At 50.7% G+C, this 21,753-nt stretch carries 12 protein-coding genes; all 12 read right to left on the bottom strand.

The features are described from left to right. Window position 1: 1 nt before the first annotated feature. The 12 genes from BN2684_RS18295 to BN2684_RS18240 all read right to left on the bottom strand — a co-directional run bounded on the left by BN2684_RS18295 (window position 2) and on the right by BN2684_RS18240 (window position 21,751). Entirely contained in the window at window positions 2–7,603 is a 7,602-nt protein-coding gene (locus tag BN2684_RS18295) for a non-ribosomal peptide synthetase (protein ID WP_082652066.1), read from the bottom strand. 21 nt (window positions 7,604–7,624) lie between these two features. Beyond that, the gene (locus BN2684_RS18290) at window positions 7,625–8,641 is read right to left on the bottom strand and encodes a cysteine peptidase family C39 domain-containing protein (protein WP_108722231.1); all 1,017 of its coding nucleotides are present in this window, start codon (window positions 8,639–8,641) and stop codon (window positions 7,625–7,627) included. Between the two features lie 13 nt (window positions 8,642–8,654). Next, window positions 8,655–8,924, bottom strand: coding sequence for a phosphopantetheine-binding protein (locus tag BN2684_RS18285; RefSeq protein ID WP_058303559.1), 270 nt, complete (start codon window positions 8,922–8,924; stop codon window positions 8,655–8,657). Further along, window positions 8,905–9,762 carry a hypothetical protein gene (locus tag BN2684_RS18280; protein ID WP_058303558.1) on the bottom strand — a complete coding sequence of 286 codons (858 nt, stop codon included), beginning with the start codon at window positions 9,760–9,762 and terminating at the stop codon, window positions 8,905–8,907. Before BN2684_RS18280 ends, BN2684_RS18285 begins: the two co-directional genes overlap by 20 nt. A 34-nt stretch (window positions 9,763–9,796) precedes the next feature. Next, window positions 9,797–11,086 carry a radical SAM/SPASM domain-containing protein gene (locus BN2684_RS18275; protein ID WP_058303557.1) on the bottom strand — a complete coding sequence of 430 codons (1,290 nt, stop codon included), beginning with the start codon at window positions 11,084–11,086 and terminating at the stop codon, window positions 9,797–9,799. Between the two features lie 15 nt (window positions 11,087–11,101). Further along, entirely contained in the window at window positions 11,102–12,550 is a 1,449-nt protein-coding gene (locus tag BN2684_RS18270) for a radical SAM protein (RefSeq protein WP_148450011.1), read from the bottom strand. A 251-nt stretch (window positions 12,551–12,801) separates the two neighbouring features. After that, a complete protein-coding gene (locus BN2684_RS18265; protein WP_058303555.1) occupies window positions 12,802–13,803 on the bottom strand; it encodes a BtrH N-terminal domain-containing protein in 1,002 nt (333 codons plus the stop codon). Continuing rightward, the gene (locus BN2684_RS18260; RefSeq protein ID WP_058303554.1) at window positions 13,794–15,584 is read right to left on the bottom strand and encodes an ABC transporter ATP-binding protein; all 1,791 of its coding nucleotides are present in this window, start codon (window positions 15,582–15,584) and stop codon (window positions 13,794–13,796) included. The genes BN2684_RS18265 and BN2684_RS18260 overlap by 10 nt, the downstream gene beginning before the upstream one ends. Window positions 15,585–15,596: 12 nt before the next feature. Then, complete coding sequence (locus BN2684_RS18255; protein WP_058303553.1) at window positions 15,597–17,357, bottom strand: ABC transporter ATP-binding protein; 1,761 nt, start codon at window positions 17,355–17,357, stop codon at window positions 15,597–15,599. An 18-nt stretch (window positions 17,358–17,375) separates the two neighbouring features. Continuing rightward, entirely contained in the window at window positions 17,376–18,467 is a 1,092-nt protein-coding gene (locus tag BN2684_RS18250) for a glycosyltransferase family 4 protein (protein ID WP_058303552.1), read from the bottom strand. A 12-nt stretch (window positions 18,468–18,479) separates the two neighbouring features. Beyond that, window positions 18,480–19,586: a cysteine peptidase family C39 domain-containing protein gene (locus BN2684_RS18245; RefSeq protein ID WP_159065815.1), complete on the bottom strand. Its 1,107-nt coding sequence runs from the start codon at window positions 19,584–19,586 to the stop codon at window positions 18,480–18,482. Next, complete coding sequence (locus BN2684_RS18240; protein WP_058303550.1) at window positions 19,583–21,751, bottom strand: beta-ketoacyl synthase N-terminal-like domain-containing protein; 2,169 nt, start codon at window positions 21,749–21,751, stop codon at window positions 19,583–19,585. The genes BN2684_RS18245 and BN2684_RS18240 overlap by 4 nt, the downstream gene beginning before the upstream one ends. Window positions 21,752–21,753 lie beyond the last annotated feature (2 nt).

The following is a 21,753-nucleotide window of genomic DNA, read 5'->3' as shown; positions in this document are numbered from 1 at the left end:
ATCAATTTATTGGCTCGCACTCCAGGTTGCGCAGTACATTCTCGAAATGAGAGATCCACTCCGAACGGTAGGGATGGTGAAACATGGAATAGTGATTGCCGGAACACGGATAACAGCGGGGAGGCTTGCTGCAATGCGCACTCCACAATTTCCAGTCCGTATCGACGGACATTACCGCGTGAAAATAATACAGATTCGCCTGCAGCATACCGGAGGGCATGTAATTCGCCCTCGCGGCATCGAAGCTTCGAATGATGTTGATGTAGGCGAGGAGTATGGCGGGATGAGTCCGGGCATATTCCGGAATCGACGGCATCCATGGCAAGGTCTGCATTTGGTCCATAAATTGGCGATTGAGACCTTTGGCCTCGACATAGTCGGATAGCCATCGATACAGAGCGTCACTGGATGTGAAGGCGTTGATTTGGGATATGACCTCCTCATCCTTGCCCAGAAACTCCTTAATCCGGTTCTTTTCCTCTTGAAGGCTTCCGAAATCCGATTGTTCGCCCCATGTTTCGATTGGAGGAGCGGAATCGAACAAGGCGAGGAATCCAATCTCTTCACCCATGCTCTCCAACTGCAGCGCCATCTCAAAAGCAAGAGTCCCACCTAGGCTCCACCCGGCCAAATAATAAGGGCCTTCCGGTTGAAGCTCGCGGATTAACTCAACATAGAAGCGGGCAACCTCGCGGATGGATAGGCTTTGAGGTCCGATCTGACCGTTACGAGCCGCGCGGATTCCCCAGTAGTTTCCTTCCTCATGCAAATCATTGACGAAACCGACGTAGCCATCAATCTCACCGCTGCCTTCATGAATGAAAAAGACATGCTTGTCTTTCGACTGACCTGATCTGAGCAGAACCAACTGATCATCCTCGAGCCCTACCGCACGATTCGAATCCACTGCTGCTGCGCTTTCCAAGTACACCGCCATGTCCGCTATCACAGGCTTCTGATAAACTCGACCTGCCGCAATCTGCACTCCGAATTGCTTGCGGGTTCGGTGAACCATATCGATGATCTTGAGGGAGTTGCCGCCGAGGTCGAAGAAGCTGTCATGAATGCCGATCGGGGACACGCCCAGCACCTCTTCCCAGATCCGAACCAGCTTCGCTTCCCGCTCATTGCTCGGCCCCTCGTACGCCGTCTCCCTTCCCACCGCAAACTCCGGCTTCGGCAGCGCCTTCCGGTCGATCTTCCCGTTTGGCGTGAGCGGCAGCTTATCCAGCTCCATGATGCACTGCGGCAGCATGTATCCTGGCAGCTCTCGCGCCAGCTCGCTTCTCGCCCGCTTGGCTCCGCCCTCTCCCTCGCATTCGATATAGGCGCACAAGTAAGCGTCGCCTACGTTGTTCTCGGTAGCCTCGTTGCCTCCGTCATCCTCGTTGTCCTCATTATCCACGTTGTCACCGTTGTTCAGGTTGCCCTCGTTACCCCCATTGCCCACGTTGTCCCTGTAATCTCGCTCTACCGTGACAACCGCTTCCCGGATGAAGGCCAGCCGGTTCAGCCGCGCTTCGATCTCTCCCAGCTCGATCCGATAGCCTCGAATCTTCACCTGGCTGTCCGCTCGGCCCAGGTACTCCACATTCCCGTCCGCTTGCCATCTTCCCAGGTCTCCCGTCCGGTACATCCGCGCCTCCGGCAGGCCTTCCACATGGACGAATTTCTCCTGTGTCAGTTTCTCCCGCTCGTAATAGCCGAGCCCTACGCCCGCTCCGCCGATCCAGATTTCCCCCGGCACCCCTACGGGCGTCACCTGCCGGTTCGCGTCCAGGATATACACCCGGACATTGTCCACCGGCCTGCCGATGGGCACGCTCTCTAGATCGGCCATTTCCTGCTTTCCCACCCGGCAGAAGGTGGCGATATCCGTGCATTCCGTCGGTCCGTAGGTATTGACGATCTCGCCACCCCACGCCTCCGACGCCGTCCATGGTCTCAGCTTCTTCAGATTGATCGGCTCGCCTCCCAGGAAGACGCAGCGCAGGCTCTCCAGTCGACGGTATCCGCTCTCCCGGTTGACTTCCACCAGCGGATACACCGCGCTCGGCGTCGCGTTCAGCAGCGTGATCCCTTCCCGGCGGATCACCTCCGACATCTCCTCGTAGTCGTACAGCCCCGGACGGAACAGCACGAGCCGCCCTCCCGTAATCAGCGGACTGTACAGATTCTTCTGAGCCAGGTCGAAGCTCGCCGGTGCGATCAGCAGCGTCCGATCGTCCGCTCCGATCGCGAATTCCCGCGTATACCAGCTCAGCAGGTTCACGAACGCGTGACACGCGATCATCGCCCCCTTCGGCTGGCCCGTCGAGCCCGAGGTGTACAGCAGATACATCAAGCGTTCCGGATCGTAGGGCACATCCGGGTTCTCGGTTGAATAGCCGTCTGCGGCCAGTACGTCCTCGCAATAGACTGTCTCTGCGGACAGCTCCCTGCATGAGTCTGCGAATTTCCGCTGGCTGAGCACCAGGGCCGCCCGTGAGTTCTCGGCAATATAGCGGATTCGCTCCGCCGGATACTCCGGATCGATGCTGACATAGGCTCCGCCTGCTTTCAGAATCCCCAACAGGCTGATCAGCAGCTCAAACGACCGTTCCACCATGACGCCTACGACGAGGTTCGCCCCGATCCCCCGCTCCCGGAGATACCACGCCAGCCGGTTGCTCCGCTCGTTTAGCTCCCGGTAGGTCAGCGTCTCTTCCACGCTCGCCTGAGCGGTTCCTTCCGATGCGCGGAGTACCCGCTCCCCGCTCACAATGGCGATCGCTTCCGGCGTACGGCGCACCTGTTCTTCGAACAGGCGAACGAGCGACACCTCCTTCGGATACGCAGTCGCTGTCCGGTTGAACGCTTCGAGCTGCTGCTGCTTCTCCGCTTCCTCCGCCAGCTCGATCTCCGACAGATGGATGCCCGGATTGTGCACCGTCTGCCTCAGGATGTGGACGAAGTGCCGCGCCATCCGCTCGATCGTCTCCCGACGGAACAGCCGCGTCCCATACTCCCATCCCAGTTCCAGTCCGTCCTCCGTCTCCCGCACCTCCAGCGTCAGGTCGAACTTGGACGTCTTCGGACCATCAATCTCCCGATTTAGAAATGACCGAGATGCATCCTCCACTTCTGCCTCGTAGTGGAGGAAGGAAAACATCGTATCAAAGAGCGGATTGCGGCCGGGATCTCTTGTCTGGACAACCTTTTCCACCAATTCCTCGAAGGGATAATCCTGATGATCGAAAGCCTTCAGGCATTGATCCTTAACCGTCTGCAGATATTCCTCAAATGATAGCGACCGCTTCAATACGCTGCGAATGGCAAGAGTATTGACAAACATGCCAACGACCTGAAGAAGATCGGGATGCGATCTTCCTGCAATGGGAGTCCCGACGGTGATGTCATCCTGTCCGGAATAACCGGACAGCAATAAGAAATAGACGGCTAATCCGTACATATACAGGGTTACGCCCATCCGGGCTGCATGGCTCTTCAGTTCCTGTACCAGCGGGGAACCGATCTCAGTTTGCAGAACATCTCCCTCAAAGCTCTGACTAACAGGTCTGGGATAATCCGTGGGAAGTGTAAGGACGGGACCGCTGTTGGCGAATTGCTCCAACCAATAAGCCTCCTGTTTTTTTCCATAGGCGGATTGCATCACCTTGTTTTGCCATACCGCGTAATCGGTATACCGAATTTTGATCTCCGGCAAAGCCTTCTCTTGATACAAAGCGGCCAAGTCGTTAAGCAGCAGGAAGGTGGAAATCCCATCGGCGATCAGATGGTGCATGTCCATGAGCAAGAGGTGCCGATTCTCATTCACCCGAACGAGCCCGACACGGATTAAAGGAGCTTCTCGAACGTCAAACGGGCGGACGAATTGCTCGGCAATGGACGGAGCTTCCGCTTCGGTGGCTTCCCAATATCCGCACCGGATCGTAACGCCATCATGAATCCGCTGAATCGGCTGTCCATCCCTCCATTCGAAGGAGGTTCGCAAAGCTTCGTGCCTTTCCGTCAACGCCCGTATCGCTTCCTCCAACCGCGTCCTCTCGATAGGAGCGGCGATCTCAAGGAAGAGAGGAATGTTGTAAGCCGTCCCCGACTGCTCGAATTGACTGAGGACAAACAGTCTTTTTTGCGCCGGGGAGACGGGATAGCCGTGATCTTCTGTTCGAGGAGCCGGTTCAATTGCCGCGAAGGAGGCCTCTTTCGTTTCTACTACCAAAGCCGCTAACCCGCGAATGGTCGGGTTTTCAAAGAGCTGACGAACGGTAATGTTTTTTTGAAAGGCTTTATTGATTTCCTTAACCGCGAGAATTGCCTTCAGAGAATTACCTCCCGCATCAAAGAAATCGTCCTCCACTCGGAGCACCAGTTTTTTGAGTACCCGTTTCAAGATCTCTACCAGTTGTTCTTCGACCGGACTGATAGGCCCAGACATCTCTCCTTCCGGATCGGATAACCGCGATTCTTCATGCTCTTGATCAGTCAGATTCATGAGGGCCTTTTTATCCACTTTCCCGTTATACGATAGAGGGATTTCACTGATAAATACGAATTTCTCCGGAATCATATAGGAAGGAAGGCGTTCCCCCAAGCTTTTCCTCAGCTGAGGTACCGCAAGCTTGCTGCCTGATTTGCCGACTACATAAGCGACAAGTGCGGCCATTTCATCGGATTCCTTCACGACCACGGCAACGTCGGCGATCTCAGGAAGGCCGCGGATCACCGATTCAACCTCACCCAATTCAATGCGATAGCCTCTTACCTTGACCTGGTAATCGGAGCGTCCAAAAAACTCGACATTCCCATCCGGAAGCCATCTGCCCAAATCACCTGTTCGATAAAGACGCTCATCAGGTTTGAACGGATTATTGAGAAAGCGTTCGGCTGTTCTTTCAGGCTGGCCTACGTATCCTCTGGCAACACCCGCGCCGCCGATGTACAATTCTCCCTTGATGCCGGGAGGCAGCACATTCATTTGCTCATCCAGAATATAGAAGGTCGTATTGGGCAGCGGTTTACCGATGGGGACATAGCCGGAATCAGGCACCTCTTCCGAGAGAGCTTCGTAATAGGAGGAATCGATCGTAGCTTCGGTTACGCCAAAGCTATTGATGATTCTCATCTCGTGCCCGTACCTTCTCAACAGCTCCTTATAGGGTTCAACCGGACAGCTATCCGATCCGAGCACTAGCAAACGGAGGCATTCGATAGGCAGCCGGTTGCTATAAACGTAGTCCATGAAAGGAAGGAGCAAAGAGGGAGTAGATTCGATGAAGCTGATTTGATGCGTACGGATCAGGGCATACAATTGTGGAAAATCAAGCCTCGTGTGATTCGGGCAAATCACGATCTCTCCGCCGTTCGCGAGAGCTCTCACCAGATCTCCAATAAAAACGTCAAATCCGTAATTGGCCAATTGAAGAAGCTTTGGCGGGTGATCTGCAAATTGGTATTCCTTACGCCAGCCATACGCCATATTCAGAAGGCTTCGATGCTCAACGGCAACCCCCTTCGGCTGCCCCGTAGTGCCGGATGTAAAGATGACATAAGCCAACTCTCCGGACCTCCCGCCTCCGCACACTTCCATTGAATAGTCGGATGGACCGGTTCCGGAGTCCTGAATGGATAGAATGCGAATTCCGTCGGCGACATGGAATCGCGGAGCGCTCTGAACAAGCATAATGCGGGATTCGGAGGCTTCGATCATGTACTCAAGCCGCTGAGCAGGCAGGGTGGGGTCCAGCGGCAAAAAGGCTCCTCCCGCTCTCCAAACGCCGAGAGCGGCTGCAAAGGCATCCACGGATCTCTCTGCAAGCACCGGTACAATATCATGGGGAGTTAGGCCCGATTTGCGCAATTCCTCTGCTATTCGCATAGCCCGATGGAGCAATTCTTCATAAGTGATCGAGGCATCGCCTGAATGTATGGCAATGCTGCCGGGCGATCTACGGGCCTGCTCTTCAATCAACTGAAGTACCGTAAGATCCCGGGGAAAATCGCAAATCGTGCGGTTAAAATCGCATAGAACCCGCTTCTCTTCCTGCTCGGTAAGCAAGCTGATTCTGCCTATGCGCTGATCGGGCTCTTCCGCGAACCTTGTAGCGGCATGAACAACATGTTCCGCAAAGCGCCCGACGGTATCCGGATTCAGCAAGTGCTTGTTATATTCTAACTGGCATACCAATTTGCCCGAGCTATGATTATAGACATCGAGCCCCAGATGGATGCCGGATTCATTTTTATCGAAGGAGTAGGAGGAATCAGCGTCCTCGGTAACAAGGCTCTCGGCTTGGTTGTGGTAGATCAGCATCGTATCGAATAACGGGTAAACCTTCTGCTTTCTGCTAGCCGGAAGGAGTTCCAACAATTGATCGAAAGGGTAGTATTGATGATCATAAGCGCCTAACAGAACATTCTGGGTATAGGTTAGAAACCGCGAGAAGGGCAGCTTGGAATCGATCCACATCCGGACCGGTATGACCGTGATGAACATACCGATGATGCTCTCCAGGCCCGGCAATTGTCTTCCGGCAGAGATGGACCCAACCACGATATCCTTCTGCTGGGCGTACACGGATAAGACAAGGGTATATAGAGCAAAGATCACAGTATGCAGAGTCACGTTAGCTCGGGTCGCAAGTCTGCGCAGTTTTTCAGTTGTCTCGGCTGAAAGCTCGAACGTGAGGCAATCGCCTTCATAAGGCAAGATTTGCTTTTCCGGGTGGTCATACGGAAAACTCAGAATAGGCAACTCCCCGGAGAAGCGGTTTTTCCAATATTCATCTCTCTTGGTCATGTAATCAGTATGTTCCAGCCCATTCTGCCAATAGGCAAAATCTCGATATTGAATCGATAATGGCTGCACAGCGTTCCCCCGTGACAGCTCCAATAGCTCTTTGCTCAGAATATGAATGGATGTTCCATCCGAGACAATATGGTGAATATCGATCAGAAGGATATGCTTCGTTTCTGCCAACGTGATGAGTCCGCCTCTTATGAGTGGGGCGGAGCCGAGATCGAAGGGACGGATGAACGTACGGATGATCTTTTCCGCACTCTCTTCGTCGGAATAGAACCGCTCAAGCTCAAACGAAACCGCAGGATGAACCCTTTGAACAGGAGAGCCGTCAACAAGATGAAAAGAAGTCCGCAGCGTTTCATGCTTCTCAATCAGTTTTCGAAAGCACGCTTCAAGCCCCTCGACATCGATTTCTCCATCCAAAGGCTGAATCAACGGAAGATTAAAACCGGTGGAATCACTGAGCTGCTGGGCGATCAGATAAACGGACCTTTGAATCCAGGTCAGCGGATAATCGTCCTGCTCCGGTGCCCTACAAAGGGCGGGAGAAGCTTCCGGAGAAAGCTCTGAAAGCCCTTGAATCAGTTCCGACAAGGCAGGATGACGAAAGATGAAGCCGCTGGGCAAGGAAATCGCAAACTCCGAGCTGATCTTGACTTCCAGTTCGATGGCTTTAATCGAATTTCCGCCGCAAGCATAGAAGTTGTCCTCCTCGCCTCCTTCATCCAGATTCAATACCTCCTGCCAGATCCGCTTAAGCCTTTCCTCCAGTTGCTCCATGGGTATCTTCCATCCATTCATCGCATTCAGACTCCCTCAAGGTTATGAAGTGAGATCTATCCCCAAATCGCTGTAGTATTGCTTCTCCAATCGATCCAAATCCCTTACTCTCTCAAGCAAGCTTTGAAGCGCTGTTGGCGCATAGAGGGACGTGTATTTGTACTTGAGCAATTCTTTGCGGATTCGGAACCAATGCTGAATGATGTTCCCAACGGTCTCGGATAGAACTGAATTTTCCCCTGCCAACTTATCCATCTTGTATTTCTCGCAGGTTTTCCGGTTCATGATGTTGTTGCTGGCTTGAATCAATTCGTCCGTATAGGCAAACAAGGAAGCCTCATTCGCAATGATCTCCTCGAATTGGCTGCAAAACCGCTTTAAATTCCTCAAGCTGTTCTGCAAAAACACTTTGTTTTGGTTCAGATTGTGCTTGTATACGTCCAGCAATCCGTTTGTGGGGGTTAAGGCACCGCTTGAACTCGATTCCCCTTCACGAAGAGAAAACTCATAATAGGTGCTGCTCCCTACCGCTTGATGAAAGGTTTGAAGATACCCTGCATAAGCCATCTCCACATCCTGAAAGCTAATCCACTCATGGTCATATTCGAGATTTTCGATATGCTTATGTTCGATCACACGAAATCGCTGCTGATCAAGATCATACCCATAGAAGAGCAGCGTATGGGGCCAATGCTTTTTCTGAAAGGTGTCCTTGCGAATGGATTCATAATAACAATCGATCCAGAGGATGACAGGCCGATTTAGATTGATGGCTCTCACGATCTCATCCGTTACGGACGCCACTTGATCGGAATGGCGGAGATGGATTCCTGTCTGCTCCATCATTTCTTGAACCTCGGTACAGATCACAGACCTTGCACTAAATCCAAGCAGATCCTCACTCTCTTCATAATGATAAATAAGAATGTCGTTCACCAAGAATCGAGTGATCTCCTTCTTAAAAAAGGCCACGACAGGAAAGAAAGAATTGTAGAAGCAATTCAGATAAAAGATATCGTTAAAGGGTTCCATCCCCTCGAGTATCCGTGAATTTGACATAGGGGCGGCTCCTTCAAGACGGATTTAGCTTTTGCCAAATAAAATCAGCCAAAGTGCCAAGATTCTGAAAATGCTTAATATTCAAATCGCGGTCCTCAAATTCAAGATCAAATTCCGCTTCCATGATCACAAGGGCCTTGATAAAATTTAATGAACTGATTCCCAGTTCCTCGAAATTTTCATTTGAAGCGATACTCTCGAGCCCCATCTCCTCCTTCATAACACGGATGATGATGGCTCCTGCCATGTCCTCCACTTGCTGTCTACTTAGCAGCAGCTCCACTTTCCAGCCCTCCACTTCTATTAGAAGATTTCATGTCCCGACAACGGTTAACATAATCTTCAACGCCACTCAAATCCGCGTCGCGATAAATATGATAAGCCGGGTAGTGGGTATCCACGTATAGGGTAAATCCGAGGACGACTGCCCGAATACAGAAATGCCGATCCTCTCCCCAAAAGGAGATGTTATAGATTTTGTTGAAATTCAACGGAGATTGAATGGCTTTCTTGCTTACCAGCGTGCTGGCCCCTAATCCGCCAACCCGATATACCCCAGGAGACCGGAGCTGATGAAGAAATTCCATGGACCGTAACGCTTTATGGGTTGCGGACAACCTCTCGTCTTTTCCCTGTACGTAGGTGGAGTAATTGTCGATAAGCCAAACATTGGGCATCGGCATCCGATCATTCGGGTCCCATTTGGTCCAGAAGATCTCGGATATGATATCCTTGCCGGAATCCATCAAGCTTTGTAAAGTCAAGGGATGAAACACCAGATCGGCGTCAGCCAAAAACAAGTAGTCGCAGTCTCTCTCCCTGGATAAGGAAAGGAAGCGATTTTTGTACTGGGTTACTTTCTCAACCAACCGATCCGTCCAATAATGGGTTTCATCGTCGCAAACATAGGCGTCCGCGTTCTCTCCGGGGAGAATGGTTACGCAGGGGTGGTCCTGTTGAAACTGTTTCAGGAGAAACCGGCTTGTTTCGTCATCATTATCATCTATGAAGCAATAATGAATATCCGCTTCGCGGATTTCCAAGCTCGCAAGTGAGGAAAGATAGCAAGCCAGTATTTCCGGCTTTTTCCTGACGCAGGATGCGATCATGATCTTTTTCATTAGGACTCCGGATCACTCCTTCCTTTCGACTCAGTCACACATAGCCGAATAATTTTTGGCTTTGTTTGGAGTAATAGCGAATGTACCGTGCTGCTAACGGGTTCTGCTTGATATGAGAATAGAGATAGAACGCGCTTTTCACGTATTCTTTTTGGATCTCACACTTATAGGGATTCGGTTGATTTATGTTCCCTCGATACAGGAGGGCTTCTCCCATACAATTTCCGATGCACAAATATTGAATGGGACAAGATTGGCAAGCGGGAGCATTCTCGGTGGAGTAGTTCAGGAACGCGGTTTGCAAGTCGAGATTGGTCACTCCTTCATTCAGATTCCCCAGCTTGAATTGGTCATAGCCCACAAACATATGACAAGGGTAGAGCTCCCCATCGGGTGAAATTGCGAATTGCGAACATCCGGCTAAGCACGCCCGGTTGGACAAAATATTTTTTTGCCTGCCCAAGAAAGAGATCATTCTAGTAATAGGGACGATCCTCATCCAGGAAAAGTCCTTGCGTTCGATTCGTCTTATGGACTCCTGGGTGAATTCCAAAATTCTCGCTTTCATCTGCTCCGTTTTTTCCCGGGTTAGCGCCAGCTCCGAGTCATCGGGAAGAAAGGGAATACCGACTGATATTTCGTCGAAATCCAAGCGCTCCAGCTCGTCCACAATCTCGATCAGTGAAATGTCATCGGTATAGACCGCACGGCACAGAATCCGCTGCTCCGGAAGTGCCTGCTTTAATCGCAGGATGTTCTCTACAACGGTTTGAAACGTTCCTTGCCCGTTGCGATAGACCCGATACTTGTCATGAATGGATTGACAGCAATCCATGCTGCAGATCACAACGATCTTATACGTCCTGATTAAATCGAGCGCTCTTTGATTGATGATCGTTGCATTTGTAAAGAGGTTATATTGAATTTTGGTTGATATCCCCCTCTTCTTCACTTCGCCTTCGATCAGGCGAATGGAATCCTCCAAAAAATCCAATTCGGTTAAGGGTTCCCCGCCAATAAAGCGAATGTTGAAGACCTCGGGCTGATGCTTCTCGATTAAATCAATTAACCCCCTGGTTACGCCAAGATTGCTCGTTTTGCTGCTTTTATCCTTCTCGAAGCAATACGTGCAAGCCATATTGCATTTTTCTGTAATGTGAAAGGTAACATAATTGATCACTTGATCGACCTTCCGGTCGACCTGCTCCACATATTCCCTTGCTGGCACGAGATCGCCCGTGTACAGTTCCCATGGGGTAAGGAGAGGAACGTTCATTTTTTCCCCGTTGTAATGAAACACCAGCGTGTGATCAACAATCTCCATCCGAGTTTTTCCCTTCTAGGATTTCTCCCAATAGTGATGTTGTGCTGCCGCCAATTCACAGGCAAAGGACGATATTCCGCTCATATCCCCTGTCTCTAATAACGCCAGACCGATACAATTGGTGCAATATTTTTTCATTCCACAACCGCTGCATGGCGATGCGGTTAATGACGCAAAGCGCTCCATCCATTGCTGCCTCTCGGCTGATTCCATAATATTGGAGAAAGAGTGCTCCCTCAGATTGCCGAATTCAATCGTTCTCAACATTTCACACGGGTTGATTTCTCCTTCCGGCGTAATCCGGAATCGGCTGATGCCCGCGGTGCAAATGCTTCCGCCAAGCCGAAGCTGCAAGTCCTCTATGCATTGCCTCAACCTCTCGCCAGTTAACCGATGGCCCATAGGCTCCGTACCTCCATATATGGTCGGCGTAATGAGCGGAGTATACGATGCCTCAATTCCTAGGCTGGTCAAGAACGGAATCAACCGATTCATCTCATCGACATTATCCCCTGTAAGCACAATCGCGGCGGTCCCCAATTCCCCCAACTGTTGAAGACTGTGGAGGGATTTCTCAAAAGCGCCCTTCATGCCGACAAATTCATCATGAAATTGCTCGAAACCATATATCGAAATTCGCACCTCATGAAGCTCGAGCTTTTTAAGTCTATTCGTCTCCTGCTCGGTTAGGAGGGTTCCATTGGTCAGCAACGTGACAACGAAACCTTTTCGGCTGGCATATTCCACGATGTCCAAGTAATTCGGATGAAGCGCCGCTTCGCCCCCGGTAAAGGTCAGTTCAACTACGCCGTATTCTTTCATTTGATCGAGGATCTCGATGTATTTATCCAATGACAATCCTGCTGCCGTCGAGGGTTCGCCAAGATAACAGTGCTTACAGGTCAAATTGCAGCCGTAGGTCAGCTCGACAAACAGTTTAAAGGGCTTTCTGCCCTCCATATACTTGTTGTAGATGACATCATAATTGGTGGCGGCAGGCTCTTCTCCATGTGATTCTCCACTTCCATATGCTTCTTTTGTCCAGCCTGACGCTTCTTCACAATGAATCAAACCTTGATGGATCAAGGTCAATGCGAAATCGTAAAGGTCCTGCATGACAGTTTCCCGATCCACAATAAACTCATGGGTAATCCAGTCGACCATTTTATTCCAGTCGCGATCACCTGTCAGGCTGTCCCAAATTTCCTTCCCCAAATCTTCCAGAAGGATATACTTCGATTTGGGCTTGGAGGATCGCAACGCATAGCTCTCACCGATATCAAAGCACTTCAGGTCTTCGATTATAGCCTGCTCCCAAATCGTATCCAGCCTAGCTCCCAGCATCTTGGAAATCTCCTTAACAATGGATTGGTAAGACAGGTGGTAAATACCAAAGCCACGGTCCTGTTCTATGAAGCATCGAATAGAATCCGTGGCTTTCGGTTTCCCACCTTGCAGATTCAAGCCACCCTTTTTATCGGATTGTAAAGCTCCTCTTCAAGGCGGAATGGTGATATATAATAAAGTGGTCTTTTGAAATGCGTAAATCGGCTTATTACTTATCGATTATTAGCATGCACAAGCGCAATAGCCCAAGGAAGGGTTCTTCTTGTTCACTTCTGCTTTCACAACCGGCTTTTTGTAGGTCATCCAAATCACCTCCTTTCGATGGGATCGCATTTCAAAAGAGCCACTTTATTGCGAGAGACGGGGGATTACGTGCGGCCTAAGGCGTCCAGGATATCCCGGAATACCCTTTCTTGCTGCTGTGCATATATATGGAAGTCCTGTACCGCTTTGGCTAACATCTCGCTTCTTCCCGCTAATCCGGAGCGCAAGATGACCGTTGTGTTCCTTCTCCATTTGCCGATCAACTCCGAAAGTTCCGTTCGGGCAGCCAAAGCGGACGGCTCGTTCCTTCTGCTGTCGTTATTCATATAATCATGGAGGTATTGAAGGCTGCTGATCAGGGCACCGTGCCGCAGCCGATGACATACCTCGATGCAATCCCTACGCATCAATACTTCGTCATACGTTGGTATTTCATCCAAATAATCCATAAAGCGTTGAACGGCGAAGATTCCTTTAAATTGCCTTTCTCCAAAGGAATCCCCCTTCAAATAGAGCATCAGATTGCGCTTAGCGACATAGGACGCATCCTCAAGAAGAGCATGGCTTGACCCTTCCCTTTCCTCCACCCAACCGAATCCGAATGTTCCCTTCATGAGTCCATCCAGCTTCATACTGCCTTGATAGAAGGTAATTTCCTTGTCGGCGCCTACGATATACGTGTCCGCCACATAGGCGCGATTGCTCGCTTCATCCATTCCGTAGATGACGAGAGCATGCTCCGTCTTGAATGCGGCAGAGTATTCAGGATGATAATCCAGCCCATGTGTTCCGCAGTACAACAAAACCGGATTTCCTAGATGAAGCTGGTTCTCGATTTGCAGAAAGACAGCGGACTTGTCCTCCTGATCGATGCAATAGGAAAAAACGGTCGGGATTCCAGTTGAACGAGTCAAATTCTCAAATTGCTCATGGGGAGAGAGCCCGAAAAAATGGTCTTTGGTGAAAAACACCAGATTTAAGCCCTCGCAATGGAAGAATACCTCTTCCTCCGAAACCTCAATCCCTTTATGTAGCAGGATGTTATGCAAAGCCGAGGTAAAGCAAAGTTTCCCTTTTTGAGCTTGGTAGGTCTCGATTATTGGCATATGGCAGCTTCCTCGGATCTGGTAGTGGATTCGAATTGACTTTCATATAGGCTGCGATAGATTCCGTTAAGAGCGATGAGCTGTTGATGAGTCCCCGATTCCTGAATGGTTCCATGGTCAATAACATGGATCACGTCAGCATGTTCGGTAGTGGAGAGCCGATGGGCAATCAGAATGACGGTTTTCTCTTTCATGAGCTGTTGAAGGGATTCCTGAATGATTAATTCGCTGTGCGTATCTAGAGATGCGGTAGCTTCATCCAGCAGCAGGATCGGGCTCTTCTTGAGAATGGCTCTGGCGATCGATATTCTCTGCCGCTGTCCCATAGACAGCTTAGCGCCTCTTTCCCCAAGAGCGGTTTGATACCCTTCGGGAAATTCCATGATGAAGTCATGGGCATGAGCCGCTTTCGCCGCTTCCCTCACATCCTCATTTGACGCATCCTCCCTTCCCATGCGGATGTTTTCTTCCACAGTTCCGTCAAACAAGTAAGGTTCCTGCGGAACATACGCCATCTTCTCACGGATCTGACCGAGCGTAGATCCTCGAATCGGGATTCTGCTTACCTTGATTTCTCCGCTGTCCGCCAAATAGTATCCTAATAGAAGCTTGATCAACGTGCTTTTGCCTTCACCGCTAGGGCCAACCAGGGCGACTGTTTGTCCTTTGTATACACTCATGCTGAGATTCCGGATCACAGGAGCATTCAACGCTTCGTAATGAAAGGACACGTGCTTCATCTCGATTACAGGGTCATGCTCATCATCCCGAACCATCTTTTCATCAGCAGGATCCGATGAGTCGGTTCCTTCCGGCTGTTGGTGCAGCAAGTCCAAAATACGCTTGCCACCGGCCATGGCAACTTGGATTTCTGCGGACAATCCGCTCACACTTCGGATCATCATATTGACGCCTGCCAACAAATTCAACATGGCAACGACCGTGCCGAATTGGGTGAAGCCGTTTAATACAAGCATGGCTCCGGCTGCGATGATGCCGGCGAAATTCATCCAGCCGACCAGAAAATTGAAGCTTTCCATGCTCGCGGTTATTCGGTTGTTATGCATTCGTTCCTTCATCAGATGACGATTGATCCGGTCCGTTTGCTCCAGCATCACTTCTTCCAGCTGGAACATGCGAATGACCTCGCAGCCGGCGATCTGGTCCACGATGCTCTCCGATAAGTCAGCTTCTCTTTGCTGGATTCTGTCGCTGATGTTCCGAACTTTCGTAGTGAAGACCATGTTGACAAGACCAAAGACAATCGACATCAAGAGAATAAGGCCCGCGCCCTGCCAGCTCAGAATGAACATGCCTGCAATGGAGCTCAAGCCCGTGAACAAAGCCAGCAAGAAGGCTCTCATGTTCCAACCGATCATTCCATTTACGAGATACAGATCATTCGTAAAGCTGGATGCAATGTCACCGGAATGGTTTTTGTCGAAGAAAGATGCGGGCAGCTGTCCGACGTGCTGAAACAGCCTCAACCGGATGCCTCGAATGATTTTGGCGACATTGCTTTTGTACAAGTAGCTGGTCCCGATAAAGAACACGGAGATGACGGCGAGTTGTATGCCGAACATAAGAATGGATGATGTCAGCGAACGCATGTCTTCCTGAATAGCCGCATCAATCAATCGCTTATACACGAACGGAAGTGTGACGTAGACGCTGGCCTCCATCAGGGAGGATCCGATGACCCCCATCGCATAGGGAAAGGCTCTGGGGCGGATGAGCTGAAGAATCCGAATGAATTCATTCGCTTGCTTTCTCGATAACATGACTTCACCTTCTCAATTGGCAATAGCCGAATCCATCATCGATTGCTTCAGATATAAGCGTCTGTAGACTCCGTCCAAACTCATTAACTCCTGATGGGTACCCGCTTCGACAATCCTTCCTTCGTCCAGCACCAGAATCCGGTCGCAATCCTGAATGGTGGACAAGCGGTGAGCGATCGTGAGCACGGTTTTGCCGCGCAAGGCGCTCTCCATCGCTTGCTGCACCGATTTCTCCGTCTGCAAATCCAAAGCGGACGTCGGTTCATCCAGCAGCACCAGGTCTGCCTGCTTCAAGATGGCTCTGGCTAAAGCCAAGCGCTGCCGTTGCCCTCCCGACAATCTCATTCCTCTTTCCTGAACAAGAGTGTCATACCCGTCTTGAAATTCATCGATCGTCTCCTGAAGGTCCGCCATTCCTGCCGCCTTCTCGATCTCCGTCTGCGATGCCCCTAATCGTCCATAGGAGATGTTCTCCCCGATCGTGACGGGGAACAGATAGCAATCCTGATTGATCACGGCAATTTCAGAGCGAAGCTTCTCCAACCACCACTGGTTAACATCGGTCCCGTATACGTTGACATTTCCTTGCTCTGGCGGGTAGAACCCGCAAATCAGCTTCAGAATCGTGCTTTTTCCACTGCCGCTGTAACCGGCGAGACCGATTTTCTCCCCCTTTCGCAGTTGGAAGCTGATTCCTTGGAGAACCGGCTTCTGCCCCCCATAGGAGAAGGACACGTTATGGAACTCCACAACAGGCTGATCGCTTTGAATGGTCGGCTCCAGCCCGCTGCTTCTTTCCGGGTCCAGGTTGATCAGCTCCAAGAGACGATCGGAGGCGCCGAGCATCCTTTGAACAGCTATGATCATCTCGGGAGCTCCCGCTAAAGGCCCTGTCATATAATCGAGAAGGACGACAATGGCGAGCAATTCCCCCGGTGACAAGGCTCCCTGAATGGTAAGAATGCCTCCGTAGCTGATGCAGATCAGAAAAGGTGCAGCATACAAAAGGGTGTGAAGCGGTGTCGTGTAGGAAACGAATCGAGTAATTCTCATGTTGTATCGCAGCGCCGCATCCAGCTCCGAGCTGTATTTCTGATGAAGCCGACCCGTTAATCGGTAAGCCTTTACAAGCAGCATCCCTCCCAGCATATCCTGTAAAACGGAACTGGCTCTCCCCAGATGCTCTTGCTCCTTGCGGGTGCTGTGGCGCACATCTTTGCTGAGCACATTTACCACCGCAGCAACGATCACCGGAACAAATACGCTGACCAGTATGAGCTTGAAATGAAGGGTTGACGTATACACAAAGACACCGAGGAACATCACCGCTTGGAATAGGATGTTCACAAGCTGATTGCCGATAAAGTGTTCGACTAGCTTGATATCCTCCGTCATTCGCGAGAGAACATCGCCTGTGTGCTGATCCTTTAGCACGGACACCGGCAACCTTTGAACCTTGCGCAAGACGTTCATTCGAAACCGGTAGAGGGTCCGCGAGCTATAGTACCCACTCACCACCTTCTGAAAAAAGGTAAGAAGTACGCCGGCGACAACCACGCCCAGCATGAGCGCGATCAGGCGGTACAAGTCATCCCACTTGGAGTCGAGGGAAACATCCGTCATCTTCTCGATGAAGAAGGCCTCGGATAAATTAAGCGCCATTACCGGAAAGGAAAACGCGGTACACACCATCAAAAATGTTCGATACCCCTCGATAGAGGAGAGGAACGTCCGTAAGGTTCTAACGGAGGAATCCGCTTTATTCTTGCTCATGAGTCCCTGCCCCCTTATCTAGCAAGAGTGGATGATCGATTCATAGAGATGAAGGTGCTTGCGGATAAACAAATCCAGCCGAAAGGCAGCTTCCCATTTTTGACGACCCATGTAAGCCAATCTTTCGGAAAGAGCCGGATCGAGCAAAAGGCGCTCTAGGGAATGGGCTAACGCCTCGGCATCCCCGGAAGGGAAGAGAAGTCCATTCCTCTCGGGTTCCACCGCTTCGACGATTCCCCCCGTCCTTGACGCAATGACGGGAACGCCGCAGCTCATCGCCTCCAGAATCGCGAGTCCCATTCCTTCATCCCGCGAAGGAAGCACCAGTACATCGAAGCCGGATAGCTCCTCGTGAGGCTTGCTGGAAAAGCCCTTGAAGGTGCAGCAGGAGTCCAAACCAAGAGAATGCGACTGCAACCTCAATTCCTGCTCCAGTGGCCCCTCGCCAACAATTTCGACGCGAAACTTTAAGCTTGACGCTCTGCTGCGGAGCCGTGCGATCGCTTCAAGAAGCAAATCAGGTCCTTTTTCAACGTGGAGACGTCCCAGATATCCGATGACCGGAATCGAGTTGACCGGAATCGAGTTTTTGCGAGCGGAATGGGAAATCGCCGCTGTACCGTTATAGATCGTCTCGATTCGATCAGGGGCTGTCCCCAGCTTGACAAGGGAGGCTTTTATGGCATCTGATATTGCGATGATCTTGCGTGTCTTGGCAAGTAAGGGTTGAATCAGCTGTCCGGTTTCGACGAGCGCTTCGCGAATGACCAGAGTCTCTGGTTTGAATACCGAATGGAAGGTGCATACCAGAGGAACCGACAAATCCGACAGAATAGGTGAGGCGACAGGTAATGCATCCCAACCGTGCACGTGAAACAAGTCACAATTCTTCTCACAGGCGTGTCGAATTTGCCTTGCGCATCGAAGCGTGGATCCAAGGTCCAGTGGAAGAAGCGATTCGAGTACTCCTTCTCTTCCAGGCAACTTATCGGCTTGAGGCGTCAAGAAGTGGCATTCATGGCCTTGCTCTTGAAGTCCTCTCATCAAGTTGAGAACATGGCTTTCCGTTCCTCCGAAGGTTCGGTTCAGGCTCAGCATGGTTATCTTCATGAGAACCCCATCCTACGAGACCCTTTTGAGCAAAGCCTGCTGATACCGAAGCTCATATAGTTCCAGTTGGTTCAGGTTTGCGATCCATTCAGCCTGCTTCTCGCTCGGGTAACGGAGCGTCAGCGAATATTTCATGATCACATTTCGGACGATGTCATAGGATTGAATGACTTGATCGATAAGAGGTAATAAGGCATCCTGCTCGCCGTAGAGCTCGGTGAATTTGTACTTGTCGAACCGCTTCGCATTAATGGATTCGTTGCAGTGCTTCAATAGCTTCTCCATGTTTTCACGCAAGGCGGATTCCGAGCAGAGGATGCTTTTCAGATGCCCGAGATAGTCCGGGTAGTAATCCAAGCTTTTACGGATCGTTCCCTCCATACTCCGGTAATACCGGATGTCCATCTCCCGGTAGTCGCTTAGCGGAACAGCATCTCCATCGCCAGGCTTCAGTGAATAAGAGGAGAAGGTTGGGATGATCCCGTTCACCCCCGGAACGTTCAATACTTGAGGAAGGGCACATCGTTCTTGATAACCCGGTTGCTTGCCTCTTCCGCAATACTTATCACATCCCTGCGATGCCGGATTCCCGCAATCCTTCAAATAGTTGTTGATATAGCCTTGATAGCATTCTTCCAGTTCCTCATAAGGAATCTCTTTAGGCTTGTACATAAGGGTATCGCGGTAATTATGATCCAGAATAAAGACCTTTTTCTGAAGCTCATCATAGCCATAAATCAGCCAGGCATGGGGAATATGTCTCTTCTGATAGGTATCCAAACGGGAAGCTGCGTAATAGCAATCCACCCATACAATCACCGGTCTTTGTTCCCGAATGCAATGTTTAATATCTTCGATGAGTCGTGAACTTTGAAGTTGGTCGTGACTTTCCACATGATGTTGTTGAAGCACATCAGGCAACGACAAACGAGGCATGTATTCGATAGAAAAGCTTTCGATAGGATCCTTCGAGTCGTATTCGCACACCGGGATATCATTCACGAGCACAGGCAAGGTCCCGAGGCCGAACGCATTCATAATCGGATACAGGGAATTGTAAAAGCAGTTCCTGTGAAACAATTCGTTAAATGGCTGGATGTTCGGCAATATCGTCATCATGATCGGCTCCTCCATTCATTGGCCAACTCCCGAATGGTACGATACCGATATAAATCCGAGCTTTGCATAGGCATTCCTTCCCGTTCCATCAAGACCTCGATTTTCACAGCCAGCACCGAATTTCCTCCAATTTCCAAGTAATCATCCAATACCGAGATTTCGGTTAAGCCTATCTCCTCGCCTAGCACTTCTAGCCAGATGCGATGAAGGGTACTTTCCCATAAGTCGGCGGGCATGACTGTTTCGCCTCTTGTCTGATCGGAGATCGGGTTCGCCCGATGCGAATCATTTGAAGATAAGCGTTCCGGCCAATAGCGCTTACGCCTGTATTTCTGAAGCGGCAAGCTGATGCGCTTGGTTGGCATCCCCTGGTACAACCCCATCCAATCCACGTGGCAGCCTCCGACGTAGAGCTTGGCCAATTCAGTCAGCTCTTCCTTTCCCCTTGTTTCCCGAAAGTGGCCAATATGATCTCGAGCAAGACGCTCCTTGCCCTTCGAGATCGGATCACCGGAACCGGCATAAACTCCATCGGCCAATACGCCATCTTGATACAGCTTCAATTGCTGAATGAACTCTCGTTTCTGTTCAAAGATAAAAGCAAGTCTGTATGGAAGCTGGGCTCTTCCTGCATTCGAGGTAAAACAAATGTCATCGGAATCGTAGTGCTCACCGTACCGATATTCCTCTGCGAATCTTCCGATCCACTCGATCAGATCCTCTTCCCGATAAGCGGAAAGGGTGAAGAGATGCGGTCCTCTTCTCTCTTCTATCGGCAATGAGGATTCCTCCTCTTCCTGCAGCACCATGTGGCAATTCGTGCCGGTAAAGCCAAAATTGCTGACCGTGGCGATCCTTTTCCAGTCCGGTTCCCATTTTCTAACCCGATCATTGAGATACACGGGCGAATCACAAAAGGAAATCAATTGATTAGGACCGTTAAAATTTATGCTGGGTGGAAGGATTCCCTCTTTAATCGTCATCACGGCTTTGATCAGGGAAGCCATTCCAGAAGCAGCTTGAGAGTGTCCGATATTCGCTTTGATCGCGCCGATCGCACAGAACTGCCTTTTATTCGTATGCTTCCGAAACGAGGAGGTGATTCCCTTCAATTCGATCGGGTCTCCCAATCGAGTGCCGGTTCCGTGGGCTTCCATGTATCCGATATGCTCCGGGTCGATCCCCGCTTCTTGCCAAGCTCGTTTTATCGCTTCTGTTTGGGCTTCCGGATTCGGTGCGAATATTCCGTTGGATTGTCCGTCATTGTTAAGGGCGATTCCCTTAATGACAGCTTGAATATTGTCTCCGTCCCGCAGGGCTGTCCGAAGAGGCTTTAACAAGACAAGGCCCGCTCCTTCTCCCCATACCGTACCGGTCGCTTCCCGTCCAAACGGTCTCAAAATCCCATCCGGCGACTCCACATAGTTCTCCATGGCGAGACTGGCGTTATCCGGGTAGAAGTCCAGTGAGATTCCACCGGCTAACGCCATCGAACATTGGCCGTTTCGGAGATCCCGGCAAGCAGCATATACCGAAACCAATGCGGAAGAACAAGCCGTATCCGAGACGATGGCAGGTCCCTTCAAATCGTACGTATAGGAAATTCGGCTTGCGAGAACGCCGCTCCAATTGCCCGATTCCGCGTGAAGAGTCCATTCTTGCAAAAGATCTCCGTAGGGGGAGTGATTGGTGTGATCTCTTCCGATAAAAACCCCCGTGGAGGTTCCCTTTATATCCTCCGCCAACAAGCCAGCATCTCCCAGGCACTCCCGGCTAAGCTCCAGCAATATTCGTTGATAGGGGTCCATATGAAGCGCTTCGATATCGGAAATCCCAAAGCTCTCCGCATCAAACTCATCGATCCGGTCTAGAAATCCGCCTTGCTTCACGTAGTTCCGACCCGTCTGCCCGGATAGCTGCTGCATGTCCTTCACTCTTCTTGCCGACATGGGACCGACCCGGTTTATTCCATTGACGGCTGTCCTCCACAGATCTTTCGGATTCTCAATACCCGGGAATCTGGCGGCCATGCCGATTATGGCTATATCCGTCTCCTGCTTCTCCAGCTTCAGTCTCTCAAGATGCTTCAAGAGTTCTTTCGCCGTCTGTCGGTCAATCCGGTCCTGCGCGTATTGCTTAAGAATATAGGCTTTCAGAGCCTCCACTG

The sequence above is a fragment of the Gorillibacterium timonense genome (assembly GCF_001457415.1).
Taxonomy (GTDB): domain Bacteria; phylum Bacillota; class Bacilli; order Paenibacillales; family NBRC-103111; genus Gorillibacterium; species Gorillibacterium timonense.
The sequence above is the reverse complement of the archived record's forward strand: the minus strand, read 5'-3'. Positions and strand labels throughout refer to the sequence as shown.

Bases quoted from the DNA above. Each gene is read 5' to 3' on its own strand.
- BN2684_RS18250 (WP_058303552.1), bottom strand. From the start codon at position 18,467: ATGAAGATAACCATGCTGAGCCTGAACCGAACCTTCGGAGGAACGGAA.
- BN2684_RS18255 (WP_058303553.1), bottom strand. From the start codon at position 17,357: ATGAGCAAGAATAAAGCGGATTCCTCCGTTAGAACCTTACGGACGTTC.
- BN2684_RS18295 (WP_082652066.1), bottom strand. From the start codon at position 7,603: ATGAATGGATGGAAGATACCCATGGAGCAACTGGAGGAAAGGCTTAAG.
- BN2684_RS18260 (WP_058303554.1), bottom strand. From the start codon at position 15,584: ATGTTATCGAGAAAGCAAGCGAATGAATTCATTCGGATTCTTCAGCTC.
- BN2684_RS18290 (WP_108722231.1), bottom strand. From the start codon at position 8,641: ATGTCAAATTCACGGATACTCGAGGGGATGGAACCCTTTAACGATATC.
- BN2684_RS18275 (WP_058303557.1), bottom strand. From the start codon at position 11,086: ATGGAGATTGTTGATCACACGCTGGTGTTTCATTACAACGGGGAAAAA.
- BN2684_RS18280 (WP_058303558.1), bottom strand. From the start codon at position 9,762: ATGAAAAAGATCATGATCGCATCCTGCGTCAGGAAAAAGCCGGAAATA.
- BN2684_RS18245 (WP_159065815.1), bottom strand. From the start codon at position 19,586: ATGATGACGATATTGCCGAACATCCAGCCATTTAACGAATTGTTTCAC.
- BN2684_RS18265 (WP_058303555.1), bottom strand. From the start codon at position 13,803: ATGCCAATAATCGAGACCTACCAAGCTCAAAAAGGGAAACTTTGCTTT.